The 16,555-nt window shown below is 47.2% G+C and carries 18 protein-coding genes; 4 read left to right on the top strand and 14 right to left on the bottom strand.

All coding sequences use genetic code 11. From position 1 onward, the window contains the following. The first annotated feature begins 139 nt into the window (after nucleotides 1-139). Together B9Y93_RS03570 and B9Y93_RS03565 are read left to right on the top strand one after the other, a co-directional pair. Nucleotides 140-1,579, top strand: a complete 1,440-nt coding sequence (locus tag B9Y93_RS03570) for a magnesium transporter CorA family protein (RefSeq protein ID WP_085492965.1) — start codon at nucleotides 140-142, stop codon at nucleotides 1,577-1,579. A gap of 260 nt (nucleotides 1,580-1,839) precedes the next feature. Further along, on the top strand, nucleotides 1,840-2,175 hold the full coding sequence (locus tag B9Y93_RS03565; RefSeq protein ID WP_085492964.1) for a four-helix bundle copper-binding protein: 336 nt from the start codon (nucleotides 1,840-1,842) through the stop codon (nucleotides 2,173-2,175). A 116-nt stretch (nucleotides 2,176-2,291) separates the two neighbouring features. Here B9Y93_RS03565 and B9Y93_RS03560 read toward each other — a convergent pair whose 3' ends face one another. The 3 genes from B9Y93_RS03560 to glsA all read right to left on the bottom strand — a co-directional run bounded on the left by B9Y93_RS03560 (nucleotide 2,292) and on the right by glsA (nucleotide 4,751). Then, a complete protein-coding gene (locus B9Y93_RS03560) occupies nucleotides 2,292-3,140 on the bottom strand; it encodes a DUF72 domain-containing protein (protein ID WP_085492963.1) in 849 nt (282 codons plus the stop codon). 203 nt (nucleotides 3,141-3,343) lie between these two features. After that, nucleotides 3,344-3,727: a YuzC family spore coat inner layer protein gene (locus B9Y93_RS03555; protein ID WP_085492962.1), complete on the bottom strand. Its 384-nt coding sequence runs from the start codon at nucleotides 3,725-3,727 to the stop codon at nucleotides 3,344-3,346. A gap of 88 nt (nucleotides 3,728-3,815) precedes the next feature. Next, nucleotides 3,816-4,751 carry a glutaminase A gene (gene glsA, locus B9Y93_RS03550; RefSeq protein WP_085492961.1) on the bottom strand — a complete coding sequence of 312 codons (936 nt, stop codon included), beginning with the start codon at nucleotides 4,749-4,751 and terminating at the stop codon, nucleotides 3,816-3,818. 139 nt (nucleotides 4,752-4,890) lie between these two features. Here glsA and B9Y93_RS03545 point away from each other — a divergent pair, with 139 nt between their 5' ends. Next, nucleotides 4,891-5,469, top strand: coding sequence for a thymidine kinase (locus B9Y93_RS03545; RefSeq protein WP_085492960.1), 579 nt, complete (start codon nucleotides 4,891-4,893; stop codon nucleotides 5,467-5,469). Nucleotides 5,470-5,580: 111 nt separating this feature from the next. Here B9Y93_RS03545 and B9Y93_RS03540 read toward each other — a convergent pair whose 3' ends face one another. The 5 genes from B9Y93_RS03540 to B9Y93_RS03525 all read right to left on the bottom strand — a co-directional run bounded on the left by B9Y93_RS03540 (nucleotide 5,581) and on the right by B9Y93_RS03525 (nucleotide 7,782). After that, on the bottom strand, nucleotides 5,581-6,069 hold the full coding sequence (locus B9Y93_RS03540; RefSeq protein ID WP_085492959.1) for a DUF3939 domain-containing protein: 489 nt from the start codon (nucleotides 6,067-6,069) through the stop codon (nucleotides 5,581-5,583). Between the two features lie 256 nt (nucleotides 6,070-6,325). After that, the gene (locus tag B9Y93_RS24325; RefSeq protein ID WP_244903272.1) at nucleotides 6,326-6,529 is read right to left on the bottom strand and encodes a hypothetical protein; all 204 of its coding nucleotides are present in this window, start codon (nucleotides 6,527-6,529) and stop codon (nucleotides 6,326-6,328) included. 74 nt (nucleotides 6,530-6,603) lie between these two features. Further along, complete coding sequence (locus B9Y93_RS03535; RefSeq protein WP_085493944.1) at nucleotides 6,604-6,912, bottom strand: HesB/YadR/YfhF family protein; 309 nt, start codon at nucleotides 6,910-6,912, stop codon at nucleotides 6,604-6,606. A gap of 262 nt (nucleotides 6,913-7,174) precedes the next feature. After that, complete coding sequence (locus B9Y93_RS03530; protein WP_085492958.1) at nucleotides 7,175-7,381, bottom strand: copper ion binding protein; 207 nt, start codon at nucleotides 7,379-7,381, stop codon at nucleotides 7,175-7,177. A gap of 68 nt (nucleotides 7,382-7,449) precedes the next feature. Next, nucleotides 7,450-7,782, bottom strand: coding sequence for a metal-sensitive transcriptional regulator (locus B9Y93_RS03525; RefSeq protein ID WP_170936431.1), 333 nt, complete (start codon nucleotides 7,780-7,782; stop codon nucleotides 7,450-7,452). A 160-nt stretch (nucleotides 7,783-7,942) separates the two neighbouring features. Here B9Y93_RS03525 and B9Y93_RS03520 point away from each other — a divergent pair, with 160 nt between their 5' ends. Further along, on the top strand, nucleotides 7,943-8,896 hold the full coding sequence (locus tag B9Y93_RS03520) for an L-lactate dehydrogenase (RefSeq protein ID WP_085492956.1): 954 nt from the start codon (nucleotides 7,943-7,945) through the stop codon (nucleotides 8,894-8,896). 194 nt (nucleotides 8,897-9,090) lie between these two features. Here the strand turns inward: B9Y93_RS03520 and B9Y93_RS03515 are convergent, their stop codons facing one another. The 6 genes from B9Y93_RS03515 to B9Y93_RS03490 all read right to left on the bottom strand — a co-directional run bounded on the left by B9Y93_RS03515 (nucleotide 9,091) and on the right by B9Y93_RS03490 (nucleotide 16,540). Continuing rightward, nucleotides 9,091-9,951, bottom strand: coding sequence for an SMP-30/gluconolactonase/LRE family protein (locus B9Y93_RS03515; RefSeq protein WP_085492955.1), 861 nt, complete (start codon nucleotides 9,949-9,951; stop codon nucleotides 9,091-9,093). 120 nt (nucleotides 9,952-10,071) lie between these two features. After that, nucleotides 10,072-11,565, bottom strand: coding sequence for a nicotinate phosphoribosyltransferase (locus B9Y93_RS03510; RefSeq protein WP_085492954.1), 1,494 nt, complete (start codon nucleotides 11,563-11,565; stop codon nucleotides 10,072-10,074). Nucleotides 11,566-11,760: 195 nt separating this feature from the next. Then, a complete protein-coding gene (locus B9Y93_RS03505) occupies nucleotides 11,761-12,315 on the bottom strand; it encodes a cysteine hydrolase family protein (protein ID WP_085492953.1) in 555 nt (184 codons plus the stop codon). Nucleotides 12,316-12,396: 81 nt separating this feature from the next. Beyond that, entirely contained in the window at nucleotides 12,397-12,807 is a 411-nt protein-coding gene (locus B9Y93_RS03500) for a PaaI family thioesterase (RefSeq protein ID WP_085492952.1), read from the bottom strand. Between the two features lie 147 nt (nucleotides 12,808-12,954). Further along, the gene (locus tag B9Y93_RS03495; RefSeq protein WP_085492951.1) at nucleotides 12,955-14,643 is read right to left on the bottom strand and encodes a long-chain-fatty-acid--CoA ligase; all 1,689 of its coding nucleotides are present in this window, start codon (nucleotides 14,641-14,643) and stop codon (nucleotides 12,955-12,957) included. A gap of 103 nt (nucleotides 14,644-14,746) precedes the next feature. Next, nucleotides 14,747-16,540, bottom strand: a complete 1,794-nt coding sequence (locus B9Y93_RS03490) for an acyl-CoA dehydrogenase family protein (protein ID WP_085492950.1) — start codon at nucleotides 16,538-16,540, stop codon at nucleotides 14,747-14,749. Nucleotides 16,541-16,555 lie beyond the last annotated feature (15 nt).

Genomic DNA, 16,555 nt, shown 5'->3' with positions numbered 1-16,555 from the left:
TGATTCTCAAGCCGATGGCCATTAGATGCTATCCTGAAACGATGCTGAACGATTGGACTATAGTCATAAATATTGAAATAGTTCATGATAGATATGGCTAAGCTAATCAAATGTACAATTAAATGGAGATGAGATGGTTATGTCACCAATCACATTAAAGGAAAAGGATGCGAATACCGTCATCCATCAGTTTATCTTTCCGTTTTCCATACGCAAGTCCGCATACAAAGAAATGCGCGCCGACCTCGAACAGCGGGGATTTGTCCCGTTCGATATTCGAAATACAAAGCTTGAAAATGCGTTCTATGGAGAAAAGCATCAGATCTCACACCGTGAACTGGAACATTTGTTTTTGCCGTTTACGAATCAATTTCTCTTTCCCTCAAATACGCAGGACGCACTTAGCTTTCAGCGTTATTCCAAAATTGTAAATGAAGACTACGAGATGCTGACGCCAAATAGCATTCTTCCCTTTCATATTCATTCCGTCGATATTGTGCTATGTCCCTATGAGATCGGCATGTTTACCATACGTACAGCGCTGACCCGGCCTTGTACATTTAGCGAGTCGCTGGAGTTCGCAAGACGATTCCGAGCGCTTGAGAACCTTGAACCGAAGGATGAACTCAGCTATATCAAAAGCAAGAACGCCATATATGATGAGATCTTGTCCTTTTTCAATGAAGAGCTGCTGCCTGATCTCCTGCATTGGCTGGATGATGAAGACAAAGAAGACACATCCTTTGAGCGGCTGCCTTTTTTTATCAATGAACGCATGTTTACGATTAGCTTGTATGGGCTCCCTGCCGATGAGACGATCACGAATGCCGATCTGTTCCGCGCTGTACGCCTGCACGGCTTCAATGCTCAAAATGAAGCCTATATCGGGTCGAGCAGCCCCGAATATATTGCCGAGTTTGTCAAACGCAGAATATACGAGCGATGGGCGCCTAATACCTATTATGTCGCAGACGAGCATGTGTTGAGCTGCATGACAAATGCATCGCATGGACGAACGATTACGCTTGCCAATGAGATGTATGGACGATACTATTACATCTTCCTGCTTAATTTGTTCCACAAGATTGTGCTGCTTAAGCTGTCCAATCATTATGGCAGGCTGCAGCTGGACAGCAATCGGGACCGCGTAGAGGAGTTGATCCGAGGCATTACCTTATTCTCTTCCCGCTTCTATTATCGTGAGATGGTATCCGAGTCCCAGTTGCAGGATGTCTTTCAACTGCTAAGGCGAATGCACGGCAATGATGAGCTGCTGAAGGATGTAAAGCAAACCTTGTCCGCCTTGTATGACTATCAATCGAACACGACCAGCAAGCGGTCGGATTATATGCTGCGGATTCTGACGATCTTCACCGTGATCAGCGGCATCTATGGCATGAATCAGGTCATCGATGACTTGAAATACCCTATTCATTGGAAACGAGCGGAGCATTATTCCGTCTTCGAGTATTTAGCGCTGGTTGTCACATTCATCGGCATCGCTGTCAGCTTGGTTCTTACGATAACCACTCTTTGGGGAATTGTGAAGACCTCCATCCGAAGACGTCGTAATCCATAATTCAAGCGGGATGCTCTGGGCTGTCATTCTGGCTGCCAAGGGCATCTCTTTTTGCGACCCATCATATTCCTGCGCCGTCTGGCATCCGCAGTTCAACAGGTCATCAGCCTGCTTATGTAAGCTTTAGAAGATCTGCTTCCTGCTCTATGCATGCCTGTTGGTGTTTCAAGATCATGCAAATGATGTTAATGATGTTTAAGATCATTTGTGATCCCATCATCTCAGATTAGAGATACCAATGCCGGATAGGAGCTAGAATAATGATTACTCAAAATCCATATCGTGCTGTGATAGACGCCTGCAACGAAGTTATTGAAGCCTGCAACGTCTGCATCAGCCAAACCTTGCAGCAAGAAGATCTGTATAAAAGAATCCCGATCTTGAATCAATTTAGAGATTGCGTAGATACGTGCATGCTTACTTTGTCCTTAATGACCCGCCAAAGCCATTATGCGGTCGAAGCAAGCAGTCTCTGTGCCGAAGTAGCCTCATCATGCGCCAAGCTGTGTGCCCAGATCGATGAGCCCTACGCATTTGAATGTGAAGAGCGCTGCAAAAAGCTGTATACGGTCTGCCAAACCATCATTGCCGCCTAACATTCTACAGAAAGGACCGCCAACATGATCACAACCATCCACACCTGACAGCTAGGTGTTTCTCATCTATTTGCCTGCCTCAGATGGCCCTAGCTGTCCTATACAATCTTCCTGCCCTAATCAAATAGACTGATCTGCCGTGGAGCCAACGGCGCTGTATGCTGCCCTAGCAGCTCCATAAACTGCTTTGCGTTCCGAGCAGCATGACCGCCTGAATTGTTGTTGAAAATAACGACGACCTGCTTAGAATGCTGCTCAAGCCAAATGACATGATCCACCCACTCGCTTAGTTCTGCCTCCGAATATTGATACAGATATCGTACCTCACGCCAATCCTTGTCCTCCTGCTTAACCCATCCAGATGCATTGCGTCCATGGAATCGGACGATTGTCATTTGTTCATCTGTGCTTTCCAACACGATCGGAATAGAGCCCTCGGATACTTGCGGCTCATCACATACGCTATGGATCCACTGCTCTTCTCTCATGAATTCCAATGTCTTCTCTCGCATTTCATCCCGGAACCAGCTCTGATGTCTGAATTCAAGCGCAACCGGCAAATCTTGCAGCCATTCTCTAGCTCTTCTCAAAATGTCCACATGAGTGCGTGTGCAATCAAACCAAGGCGGAACCTGCATCAGCACTGCGCTCAGTTTTCCCGCTGCCTGAATAGGCGCTACCATCTCAACAAACGCCTGATACATTTCCTTCCCACTCTCATAATAAGGCTTATAGGTTCGATGCCCAGTCATGCCCTGATAGGCCTTCACCACATACCCAAACGGTTCTGGCACCGTCTCGATCCATCGCTCGACCACGGATTGCGAAGGTATCGCATAGAATGTGCTGTCGCATTCTACAACCTGAAAATGTGCGGCATAGCGGGACAGCTTATCCTTTGATCGAGTACCTTCTGCGTATAGATCATCATGGTCCCCCCAGCCGGCTAAACCGATATGAATCATGTACTCCCCCCATGCTGTCATCTTAATGAAGATAAATTAGCGATCTCACCCATATGTTACTATCAAAAGGAAAGAATGCACAACCTTCATATGGAAAGCAGCTCAACGGTTGTTGCAGGCATGTCCCATTAAAGGAGAAATGAGAACAGCAAGCATGTTTATCCTTGTGCTTGCTGAACAATATGGTTCCGACTAACTGACTTTCATGGGTTCCATTGCAGGATGATATCAAGCTTGCAGCATTGAAGATCATTCCGACTCCGATGAAAGGTCACCTTAATCGCATCAGGTGTATACGTTGTATCCACCTTCACCTGATCCACTTGAGTCAGGATCAGCCGCTCGACCTCGGACTGATTGCCGCGCTGGGCGGCATCCATCAACTGCGCGGCATAAGGCTTATAATCTCTAACGTGCCGCAAGAATTTCGCTGCCTGCTCGACCAGCACAAGCGATGTGCTGGCAGATGCTGCAAAGGTATCCGGCTGAACGGACGGATAGACATCTGGTCTAAGATCAGCATTCCTCACCTTAACCGATCGATCCGGCAGCTTCGCACCGCGTGTCTGCTTGTGCCTACGTTTCATTCAGAGGAGCCCCTTATCGTTCCGTTCTTCTAGACAGCCTATGCACGGAGCCTTGTCTATGGTGACACTGAACTCATGAGAACCTGCTTCAAAACATGCTCAACTGCAGGTTATGGGAAAGTGTTTTTAACAAATGAAGTCCTGCAATACTGTTTCCTTTCGTTTCAAGAGAAGGACCAATAACACTTAACCCGGCTTGACCCGGAATCAGCGCTAGAATGCCGCCAGACACTCCACTCTTAGCAGGCAGCCCAACTTGAATAGCGAATTCGCCAGAGCCATTGTACATGCCGCAAGTGACCATAAAAGTCTTCGTGATCTGAATATATCTTCGGGGGATAAGCTGCTCCCCGGTTGTCGGATGCTTGCCATCGTTTACGAGAATCATGCCCATCCGAGCGAGCTGCTTGGCATTCACTTCTATGGCGCATTGACGAAAGTATACCTCTAGCGTATCCTCTACGTCATCAAGCAGCACTCCATTATCCTTCAAAAAGTAAGCGAGGGATCGATTGCGATGAGCTGTCTTTCGCTCAGACTCGTATACCGATTCATTCCATGTGAGCGACTCATCACCTGCTAGCCTTCTTGTGAATCTGAGCAGACGGTTGCTCTTTTCCTCTGGCGTATTCCCTCCAATCAATGAGGCCATCATGATGGCGCCAGCATTAATAAAAGGATTAAACGGCTTGCCAGGGTCTACAAGCTCCAGCTTCAGAATAGAGTTGAAATCATCGCCCGTTGGCTCCATCCCCACCTTCTCAAATACACGGTTCTCCCCTGCGTCAATAAGAGCTAGGAGGAGCGAGAATACCTTGGAGATGCTCTGCAGGGTAAACATAAATCCACAATCTCCAGCATGAATTTCCTCTCCAGTAATGCCAATCACGCTTATCCCAAGCGTATGCTGCGGTGCTGCAGCAAGTCCGGGTATATAGGTCGCAACCTTGCCGAATGAAGCCTCCTTGCGGCTTACCTCCAGCCACTTGGGGATAACCTGTGTAAGCAGCTGCCAATCCAACATGATCCACTCTCCATTTCATCATATGCTACTAGTATCCTTTGATTTTGGTAGTTGATTCATACAGCTTTTCGCATTGGGATATGGTATGATTATGTTCTTGTAGATTCGGTTTACATTAGATTCAGGAGTGGTTAACGGGATGGCACAACTTTATTTTAGATATGGAGCCATGAATAGTGGCAAGTCTATTGAGATCTTGAAAGTGGCACACAATTATGAGGAGCAGAACAAATCGGTGCTGATCTTCACCTCTGCCCTGGACAATCGTGATGAAGTGGGTTACGTGTCTTCTCGAATTGGTCTTCGTGCAAAGGCTATTTCCATTCATCCGGACACAAACATCTTTCATACTGTGGAGCACCGTACACAGACCCAGAAGATTTCCTGTGTGCTCATTGATGAGGTGCAATTCCTGCATAAAGAGCAGATTCAGCAGTTGACCGATATTGTAGATGAGTTACATATTCCAGTTATGGGCTTTGGACTTAAAAATGATTTTCAAAATGAATGGTTTGAAGGAAGCAAATACATGCTGCTCTATGCAGACAAAATAGAGGAAATGAAGACGATCTGCTGGTTCTGTGAGCGCAAAGCGACCATGAATTTGAGAATCGATGAGGCAGGGCGGCCAATATATTCCGGAGAGCAGATTCAGATTGGCGGCAATGATACCTATTATCCCGTCTGTAGAAAATGCCATAAGCGACCGCCTTTTTGATGCTTGCTCAGAATAAGAATCTTCTCGGCTACGCTTAACTTTCAGTTACATATTCGATTAAACACGAAAAAAGTGCATGTACAGCGAACATGCACTTTTCTTTGATTGCCATTATTGTAACTTACGGACATGCCATTCTGGCTCATGCGTAAGCAAAAACTCATCTGTCGTCAGGAACAAAGGAATAGACGGCTTCTCCTTCAAGTAATGGCCCGCAATCAACTGGTCATAATGGATCTGGCGATTTCTTGAACCTTCGATAACAGGCAGCTTCGGATGCTCATCCATATAATCGTCGACTGCCGCTTGCACCATGTCGATATAGTAAGGAATGTCCTTGTCTGTTTCTTCAAAAAGCTGATAAGTAAATCTCGACATATAGAAGCGTTGGTCGCTTGTCCCACCTAAATATCGCGTCAGTCGAGCCAAATCAACGCTTTGATCCTCTCTTAGCAGTTGGGTGCGTTTTATCTGATCGGGCATATCGTGCTCCCACGCATTGATTGCTTTGCGAACCTCATCGATCGTGACGACGATCTGCTTGTCATGTTTCGGGTGAGACGTTTTATTGCGAGCAAACCATTTCTTTAGCCATTTCATAATAAACATCTCCCTTCTTTGAAAAACAAGCGACCCAGCGTTATCAAGAATGGTATCGCTTACAATTACATTATATCATATTTTCTAGCAGTAGTGGGAACATTCACACATTGGTATTAGAAGGTGTTATCTGTGTCAATCACTGTTAACTTATAGGATGAACACACCCGTTCATAAGGTATGGTCTCCGGTTCATGATCTATTACACTGTACGCACGCTACAGCGCTATTGTTTCACCTCATATTGACAAACTTCTTACAAACTAGCTGTCTCATTGGGTTCCACCACCTTGCTGCGCACCTGCTTTGCTGCTAGAACCATGTGTCGCAGAGCTTTAATCGTTTTACACTCATTGCGTGTCTTAAGACCGCAGTCTGGATGCCCAACATGTAAAAACGGACATCTTAGCCTCCCATAAGAAGACCAAAATGTCCGTAAACGACTGTGAGATATACACACTATCTATCGAAAACATTCGAAATCATGCAGTTCAAATAAGCATTGAGCGCCATCATTTCGATGCTTAGGAGTTATTAAGCCTCTGCATCCAATTCGGATGAAGAAGCATGACGGCGAAATACGATTTCTTCATTTGCTTCAGCAATCGTAAGCGCCTCTTCCTCCACGAACCAAGTGTCATTTTGCTCCATAAAGAATGAAATGCCCTCAATCTCAACCAATACTGCCGGATATCTAGGGGTATCCTTCATTATTCCAAAGGAGTATGGACCTGACTCGCTAAAACCGCTGTAGCGAACGAAGATTCGAACAGTGTCCCCTGAGGCAAAGCCCCACTCCTTTTGAAATCGTTGAACCGCTTCTGGTGTCACTCGTAGTATCATGTGTTCATCCCCCTTAATATCAATGTCACCATTTCTCTTGCTGGATATCATCATGATGAACATCCACTATTAGGATCATATCATGTTCTGATCTCAATTGACATCCTGCCAAGGGACAGAAACCATTCATTTTCACGAAAATTTATGAATGGGTATCATAGGTAATGAATAGATACCCTCTCCACCTATAATTTGAAACAAAAAAAATTCCTAAACGGTTTGGGATTGATCCCTGCCAGTAGGAATTTTTCTGATTTCACCATTATTCAGCTGCTACGTCATACCCTTGATCTTCTATCGCTTCTTTAATGGCCTCTGTCGTTACTTTGCTCTCATCATATGTCAAGGTAACGGTCTTATTTTCAAGGGATACTTCACCCTTGACTCCCAATTCATCCACTGCTTTCTCAACGGACTGCTTGCAGTGACCACAGCTCATGCCTTCTACCTTCCAAGTTACTGTTACCATATCTGTAACCTCCTGAGTTCATATCCTATGAATAATTAATGTGTTAACATTATCCGCAAACTTACCCGTTACTTCATTAGCTTGTTCATGGTAATCAAGAGCTCGTCCAATACCTCTTCTTCCCCACTCTGAATGCGCTCGATGACACAGCTCTTCATGTGGCCTTCTAAGAGCAGTCGGCCGACTGCATTCAGAGCTGACTGAATCGACGCGATCTGATGCAGAACATCATCACAGTACGTATCGCGCTCAATCATCGACTTTACGCCCCGAACCTGACCTTCAATTCGATTCAAGCGATGCACGAGCTTCTTCTTCATCTCTTCTGAATGATGGCTCTTGCGCTCAGAATGAGCACCGCAGCAATGCTCGTCGTCTGAACAAGCATGCTGTTCTGTCATGGAATCATGTTGCTTCGAATCACTCATCACGGATGCCCTCCTTCTGTATTCATTCTATCATACCCCCCCTCCCTATTCAAGATGCGATTTATATTTTCTCTTATTTAGGTTAAAATTAAGATGATTAAATTCCATCTATGTTGAAAGGGGTCACTTCCTTATGACACCAAATGCGAAAGTGTCGCGCGTCGCCTTGATCGGCTCAGGATTTGTCGGAGCCAGCTATGCCTTTGCCATGCTCAATCAAGGGATCGCTTCAGAACTTGTTATTATTGACCTTAATCAGAAAAAAGCAGAAGGCGATGCCATTGATTTGAATCACGGCATACCTTTTGCAAGTAATATGAGAATATGGGCCGGAGATTATTCGGATTGCAAAGATGCGGACATCGTTGTAATCACAGCAGGAGCCAATCAAGCACCTGGTGAGACACGCATGGATCTCATCAGCAAGAATGCGGCGATCTTTAAGAAGATCGTGGATTCTGTTATGCAATCAGGCTTCGACGGCATCTTTATTGTTGCGACGAACCCTGTTGATGTCCTTACATATGCAACTTGGAAATACTCCGGCTTGCCTGCTAGCCGCGTTATCGGTTCAGGAACACTGCTTGACAGTGCAAGACTTCGCTTCGAGCTTGGATCCAGGCTCCAAGTCGATCCAAGAAGCATTCACGCATACATTATGGGTGAGCATGGCGATACTGAACTTCCCGTGTGGAGCCATGTCAACATTGCCAGTATGCCATTAAACGATTACATCGAACGCCACAACGGGCCCTCCAAGGAAGAACTGCAAGACATCTTTGTCAGTGTTCGAGATGCAGCCTATCACATCATTGAGCGCAAAGGCGCTACTTACTATGGCATAGCCATGGGACTAGCTCGATTGACACGGGCCGTGCTTCGCAACGAGAACAGCATCGTATCCGTATCTGTCCTTCTTGAAGGAGAATACGGCTTGGATGACCTCTATATCGGGGTTCCGGCTGTCATTAACCGCGATGGCGTCAAGGATATTATTGAGCTTGATCTATCGCCTGAGGAACAGCAGCAGCTTGAACATTCTGCAAGTGTATTGAAGGCTGCAATCGCCAAAATCTTCCCTAACTAAGTGCATATGCACACTAGCTCACAAGCAGCCTAGATTTTCTTGACTCGTCAAGAATCGCGGTGGATCAACATAAAACTCTTAATGGATGTTTCGTTTTGGCGAATGCTGCGCTTTCCCGAGAAATAATTCATGACAAAGAAGCCTCAGTCCCCTTGTCTTCAAGGTCTGAGGCTTCTTCAACATGGAACCATCGCTTACTTGCTCAGCAATGCGCGGCAGCGCCCAGGACGCTTCGCTTCAAACATTTCTACATTCCCTTGATCTGCAATTGTGACATATACGGTGCATCCGTCAGGACCGCCAAAGGTAAGATTCGTGCAGTTTTTTCCTGTAAGCAGGATCTCTTCAAGCATTTCGCCTTGCGGTGAGAGAACCACAATCGTACCTTTGCCAAAGCGTGTAACATAAAGATTGCCGTCCACATCGCATCTCATGCCGTCCATGCCAAAGTCCTCAAATTGCTTAAAGAGCCGCTTATTGCTGATCTGGCCATCTCGGTCAAGGTCATAAGCCCAGATTGTGCGCTGCACAGACTCGTTGACATACAACACATCTTCGGTCGGACTGACCTCAATCCCGTTGGTCGTCCCCATATCCTTCTCCAGCAGCGTAATCGATCCATCTGGCGTGATTCTCCAGATTTGCCCTGTATCATTGCTCCAATTCGGATCGCTTGCAAACACAATATCGTTCGCCATGATGCAAATATCATTCGGCTGATTCATACCCGCTTCATGGGCATGAACCGTTATTTCACGCGTCTCTAGATCTGCCTTTAGGATGTTATGGCCTGTATAATCGGCCATCAGCATACTGCCATCCTGCATAAACCGAATGCCATTCGCAATGCTTCCTTCAGGCAGCTCAAGAAAGACCGAGCATTCTCCTTCAGGTGTAACCCGGCCAATCGTGCCCTCCCGCTCATAATTTACAGCATACAGATTGCCTTGTGCATCACATGCAGGTCCTTCGATACCTGCTGTAAAGCCGTGAGGAGAAGTAAATACATTGCTTCTACGCTCGGTTGAATGTTGGTCATGCTTGGATGAGTTCATGTGTAACGCTCCTCTCCCTAATCAGAGAATGTTCAAATGTTTAAACGCTATCATTCCAGTCTCTACATACAATCATAACCATCCGCTTCCTCTAGCGTCAATCTATACCTTCTGTCGACCTTATGATTCGTGGGAATCATCAGAATCCTGCCACATGGCTCTCCATTTGCTCTTCTGCTCTACATGCTCTTCGATCAAGTCACGCTTTAGCTCCCACGCCTTCGTACTATAATCCACATGATACGGTTCTGGATTGCGCTTGCGCAAATATTCCGGCCAGAACATCGAGAGCTGTTCCTGATGATAATTGCGTATTTCTTCGAGTGCTGGTCGATCATATACAAGCTCACCTGCGCGATAGATCGGCTCTAACAGCCGCTCAGCAAGATAATGATCCACATATTTGTGCATGTAAGGATGAAGCGGATCGAACAATTTGATGCGCCGCTTATGTTCCACATCATCCTCTGAAGACAAGCTGATGTAATCGGCAATTGCTCGCTTCTTCTTCGGATGGATAATACGATAGACATCCTTCTTGCCAGGATAAGTGACCTTCTCCGGGTTCGCCGAGATCTTGATCGTCGGCTCCATCCGGCCTTCGATCTCGCGCTCCACGAGCTTGTACACGCCACCAAGGGATGGCTGATCCGAAGCGGTGATCAGCTGCGTTCCAACCCCCCAGCTCGTTACCTTCGCGCCTTGCATCTTAAGATCGGCAATCGTGTTCTCATCCAAATCATTCGACGCGACGATCTGTACATCGTGAAGTCCAGCTTCATCAAGCATCTTTCTCGCTTCAATGGACAAATATGCCAAGTCACCGCTGTCCAATCGGATTGCTGACAAGCGCTTGCCTTTGCTCTTGAGCTCATGTGCTACCGTAATCGCGTTTGGAATACCGCTATGAAGCGTGTCATACGTATCGACAAGCAGTGTAACTTGATCGGGCAGCACTTCTGCGAATCGTTCAAAAGCGTCGAGTTCGCTTGCAAAGCTCTGCACCCAAGCATGCGCATGCGTTCCTTTTGTTGGAATGCCGAATCTTCGACCAGCAAGCATATTAGAAGTCGCATGGAAGCCTGCTATATAGGCAGCACGCGCCCCCCATAAAGCGGCATCTGCCTCTTGCGCCCTTCTTGTTCCAAACTCCATCAGAATATCATCTTTAGCCACTTGTTTAATACGGGAAGCCTTCGTTGCAATCAACGTCTGAAAGTTCATAAAGTTAAGGATCGCAGTCTCTAGCAGCTGCGTCTCAAACACTCTTCCTTCCACACGAATGAGGGGCTCGTTTGCAAAAACAAGCGTCCCCTCCTTCACTGCATCCATCTGTCCAGAGAACTGAAAGCGGCGAAGCTCCTCAAGAAAGCCTTCATCGTACTGCTCTTCTTGCTCCCGCAAATAGTCGATATCCTCGTCTGAGAAGTGCAGCTTCTCCATATATTCAACAATTCGTTCCAGACCTGCAAACACTGCATATCCGTTGCCAAACGGCATCTTGCGGAAAAACGCTTCAAATACCGTATTTTGATTGTGTGTTCCCTGCTTCCAATGCGCGTACATCATATTAATCTGATATTTATCCGTATGCAGTGCCATTGAGCTGTTCATTTGTGAAAGTACCTTCTTTCCTGTTGTCCCTGCTAAGTAAGCATAATAATTTCCATCATATCCGTTAAAATGGTATTGCCTAGTTGTACAGCATGCATTGCTTGTGTTCAATGCCGATAGTTAAGGTTGTTAAGTTTGTCGGCATCGCCAAGCCTGTCGTCCCCGAATCACAGCTGTAATAGAGCTTATCCAAGCCTATTCCTTTATCTGTCCATCGTACATCATGACTGCGCCAAGTGTATGTTTCATATGAGCTAACGCAAAGTCATGAGCCTGTCCATTAAAGGTAGCGACGGCGTCTTCATGAACAACGACATCATACCCCAGATTATAGGCTTCAATTGCGGTATGCAGTACACAAATATCGGTGCATACACCAGCCAGATGAACCTCGCGAATACCTCGTGCCCGAAGGCGAAGGTCTAGATCTGTTCCGCAAAAGGAGCTATATCTTGTTTTGTCCATCCAATAGATGGATGGTTTGTGCTTCTTGTAGATGTCCATCACGCTGCCGTACAGATTGCGGCCAGAAGTGCCGCGAATATTATGCGGCGGGAACATCTTTGTCTCCGGATGATAAGGATCATTCTCCTCATGGACATCAACAGCCATCACCACCTCGCTGCTTTCCTGTACGAACGCATCGACTAAGCTCGCAATACGATTCTCAATCGCAATCGCAGGTTCACCACATGGCAGCTTGCCATCAACAAAATCTACGGTGTAATCTATTACGATAAGTGCCTTCATCATGCTCATCTCCTCATCTATTTGATATGAAATAACTTGATTGTCACGATCACTGTGTGTCTGTGTATTTAATCCCATAAATTACTTTCGCAATACTCGAAAAGTGCCTGTAGCAAGCGCACATGCTTGCCCTTCCTCATTGCGCACTTCAGCGTAGCAAGTCAATGTCTTATTCGAAGCATGCATGACCCTGCCTATAGCAATTGCAATAGGTCCTGTTAGAGGCGCAACAAAATGAACATTCATATTGCTTGTAACGAGCGGCACTCCCTTTCTCGCTGCAGCGGAGATGATGCCCATGGCATTATCAAGCAGGGAAGAGATCACTCCTCCGTGCACAATGCCAATACCGTTCAAATGGTGGTCTTTTATAACGAGTCGGATTTCTGCTTGTTCGTCCGTGAGCTCGACAAGTTCACAGCCTAGATAGCCCCAGAATGTAGTTTCTTCTTTTACGGCCATCTCTTGAAGCTCTTCATCGGAAAATGACATCAAGAAGCCCTCCTTCGTGCAAGCAAGCGTATTGGATAACGGGTGACCGACCAATAAGACAAGCGGCCGGTCACGGCATTTTTATTATAGATCTACATTACCCGAATCCAGCCCTCCCAATCAAGTACCGTTTAAGGAATCATCAGCTTAAGGCTGCCTATCCGCCTGCCTGCTCTGTTCCTCTTCAGCAAGCTTGCGGCGCAGCACCTTGCCGATAATGGTCTTCGGCAGTTCTGTGCGGAACTCTACAATGCGAGGAATCTTAAAGGAGGACAGCTTAGCACGGCAGAAGGCAATAAGCTCCTCTTCACTCACTGCCGCGCCTTCCTTGCGGACAACAAACGCTTTTACGGTTTCACCGCGATAAGGGTCCGGTACGCCAAGCACGACGGCCTCCTTTACATCTGGATGCATGAACAGGATCTCTTCTACCTCACGCGGATAGACCTTGAAGCCGCTCGCGTTTATCAAATCCTTTTTCCGATCGACAATATAGAAAAAGCCTTCTTCATCCATCTTGCCCATATCGCCTGTATAGAGCCAGCCATCCTTCAATACGGCTTCCGTATCCTGCGGACGATTCCAATATCCCTTCATCACCTGAGGTCCCTTTACGATCAGCTCTCCAATCTCGCCTATGGGCAGATGTTCGCCTGTATCACTATCCACAATGGCCGCCAAAGTATCCGGGAACGGAATGCCAATCGAACCAAGCTTGCGATATCCCCATAGATTGTTCGCATGCGTGACCGGAGAGGCTTCCGTCAAGCCATAGCCTTCGATCAGCCTCCCTCCTGTTAGAGCTTCAAATGTTTCTTGCACTTCCAGCGGAAGAGAAGCCGAGCCGCTGACACATGCTTGAATAGAGGTGATATCGTACTGTTTTGCCTTCGGATTATGGTTAATCGCAATATACATGGTCGGAGCGCCTGGGAAAATGGTAGCTTTATGCTTCTGAATGCTTTTTAGCACCTGCAGCGAATCAAATCGTGGATGCAGCACCAGCGTTCCGCCAATATACACCGCTTGATTAAGCAGAACGGTAAGACCAAATACGTGAAAGCATGGCAGAGCCGCCAGAAAGATCTCCTCACCGCGGCGAGAACGATAGAACCAATGCGAGGATTGAATCGTATTCGCGAGCAAGTTATAGTGAGTGAGCATTACCCCCTTGGCAATTCCTGTCGTTCCTCCTGTATATTGAAGCAGCGCAATGTCTTCTTCCGCATTGACCTCCAAGCACACCGTATGTGGCTGCGATCTTGCAAGAAGCTGCTTAAAACGATGGACTGAAGGCACGTTCGGCACATGCTGATTGAGTCCCTCTGATTTGGTTTTTAGCTTATAGGCCGCATTTTTGGGAAATGGAAGGTAATCTGCGATTGAGGTAACCACGACGTGCTGAAGGGAGGTCAGCTTTTTAACCTGCTCGACTCGCGGATAGATGATATCAAGTGTAATGATGATGCTCGCTTCTGAATCTCGCAGCTGATTCGCAAGCTCTCCCTCCTTGTATAAGGGATTCGTCATGACGACAATCCCTCCATACAAGAGTACGCCGAAGTAAGCAATAATCATTTGCGGACAATTGGGCAGCATGAGCGCGACGCGATCTCCACGGCGTAGTCCAAGCCCTCGGAGTCCATCTGCAATTCGATAAGAGGCTTGCAAGAGCTGCTCATAGGTCATTCGTGTGCCCATGAACTCTATAGCCAGCTGCTTTGGATACCTGCTCGCTGCATCAACGAGCAGGTATCCTAAATTATGCTTGGGGTAATCGATTGAAGGGGCGACTTCAGACGGATAGTGATTGAGCCATGGCTGATCTCCGTACATGTCGATTCACTCCTTCCCACCATGACCAGCGGCCATGGTGCAAGCGGTTATGTGTTTGATGTGAAGTAATACCTGATGGTGCCTGCAAGAGCTTCATGAAGGCTCATGCATTCGGAACAACGACGTAACGTTCCTGACGAACCACATGCTCTGCAATTACTCTTTTTAATGGGGTAAGAGACAGCGGGTGCACCTTCACCAGCTTCTTCAACAAAGACAGCTGCGTGCGCAGAACATCGCCTGCTGCCGTATAAGCGAGAAGCTCCTTCGCGATTGACTCCGCTTCTTGCAAGTTGTACCGAAGGAAGATAAGACTCATAGAGGAAGCGTAGGCTGCACGCTCCTCGCCATAGCGTGTAATCAGCTTCGCTGTGCGTAACAGCGCGCTCTCTCCCGCATATATCGCGATCATGAGATTCGCCAAATGCGACAACACCTCTTGTTCGGACTCGATTCGCGTACCGAACTTCTGAACAGCCGTGCCTCCAACAAAGAGAAAGATCGTCTTTAACTGGGTTAAATAACCCTGCTGCTCGGCAAGTGAAGCATGAGAAGGCTCCGGCACCTCAAGAGTGCCAGTCAATTCCTGCTGCAGCGCCTCTAATCGTTCAATAAGCGGTAGTTCTCCCTTCATTGCTTTTTTAAGCAGCGTGCCCGGAATCAATAATCGGTTGATCTCATTCGTTCCTTCGAATATGCGGTTAATTCTGGCATCGCGGTAAATACGCTCTACCTTGTACTCTTGCGTATAACCGTACCCGCCATGAATCTGGACGGCTTCGTCTGCGATATGATGAAGCGCCTCGCTTGCAAACACTTTATTGATGGAGCACTCCAAAGCATATTCCGCAATAGCTTTCGCAGCCTGGTTCCCGCTCTGCTCTGTTTGATGCTCCAACTGCTTGAGCTTGTCGTCAATGAGTCCTGCAGTGCGATAAACCATGCTTTCTAGCACATAAGTCTGAATATTCATGTCAGCAAGCTTCTCTCGTATTAGAGGAAACTCACTGATAGGCTTATTAAATTGCTTGCGAATGTTCGCATACTCGCCAGCAAGCTGAATCGTCTCCTTCGCAGCACCAAGACAGCCTGCACCAAGCTTGAAGCGTCCAATGTTGAGAATATTAAATGCAATTAAATGACCCTTTCCGATTTCACCGAGGACATTCTCAATCGGCACCTGAGCTTGGTCGAAGAATAACGGACAGGTGGATGAGCCTTTTATGCCCATCTTCTTCTCCTCAGGTCCCACGCTAAACCCCGGTGTCTCCCGCTCCACGATAAAAGCCGTGAATTGACTGCCGTCAATCTTCGCATAGACGATGAAGATATCTGCAAACCCGGCATTTGTGATATATATTTTCGAGCCGTTCAGCAGATAGCTCTTGCCATCTGGTGACAGCTTTGCCGTTGTGCGCGCGCCAAGCGCATCCGAACCCGAAGCTGGCTCCGTGAGACAGTAGGCGGCAATGCGCTTGCCGGAAGCTAGATCAGGCAGATAGCGCTGCTTCTGCTCATCTGTGCCGAAGAATACGATCGGCAGCGTTCCAATGCCGACATGGGCTCCAATTGACAGGGCAAAAGAAGAGGCTTTAGCGAGCGACTCGTTAATAATGGTCGAGCTGACTTTGTCTAAGCCGAGCCCCCCATAAGCTTCTGGGACATCTGCAGCAAGAAGTCCGAGCTCTCCCGCCTCGCGCATGAGCTTAACCGTCAGCTCGTAGTCTAATTTCTCAATCGCCTCATCCTGAGGCAGCACATCCCCTTCTACGAAGGCCATCGTTGTCTCTTTGAACATCCGCTGCTCTTCTGTGAAATCCTCCGGTGTGATTACCTGTTCAGGATTCGTCTCTTGAATGACAAAGCTTCCGCCAACCGGCTGAGATGGAGTTGTCATCACTTCATTCCCCCT

Source organism: Paenibacillus aquistagni, assembly GCF_900177815.1.
GTDB lineage: Bacteria > Bacillota > Bacilli > Paenibacillales > Paenibacillaceae > Paenibacillus_B > Paenibacillus_B aquistagni.
Note: the sequence above shows the minus strand (reverse complement) of the source record. Positions and strands in the feature narration are given on the sequence as shown.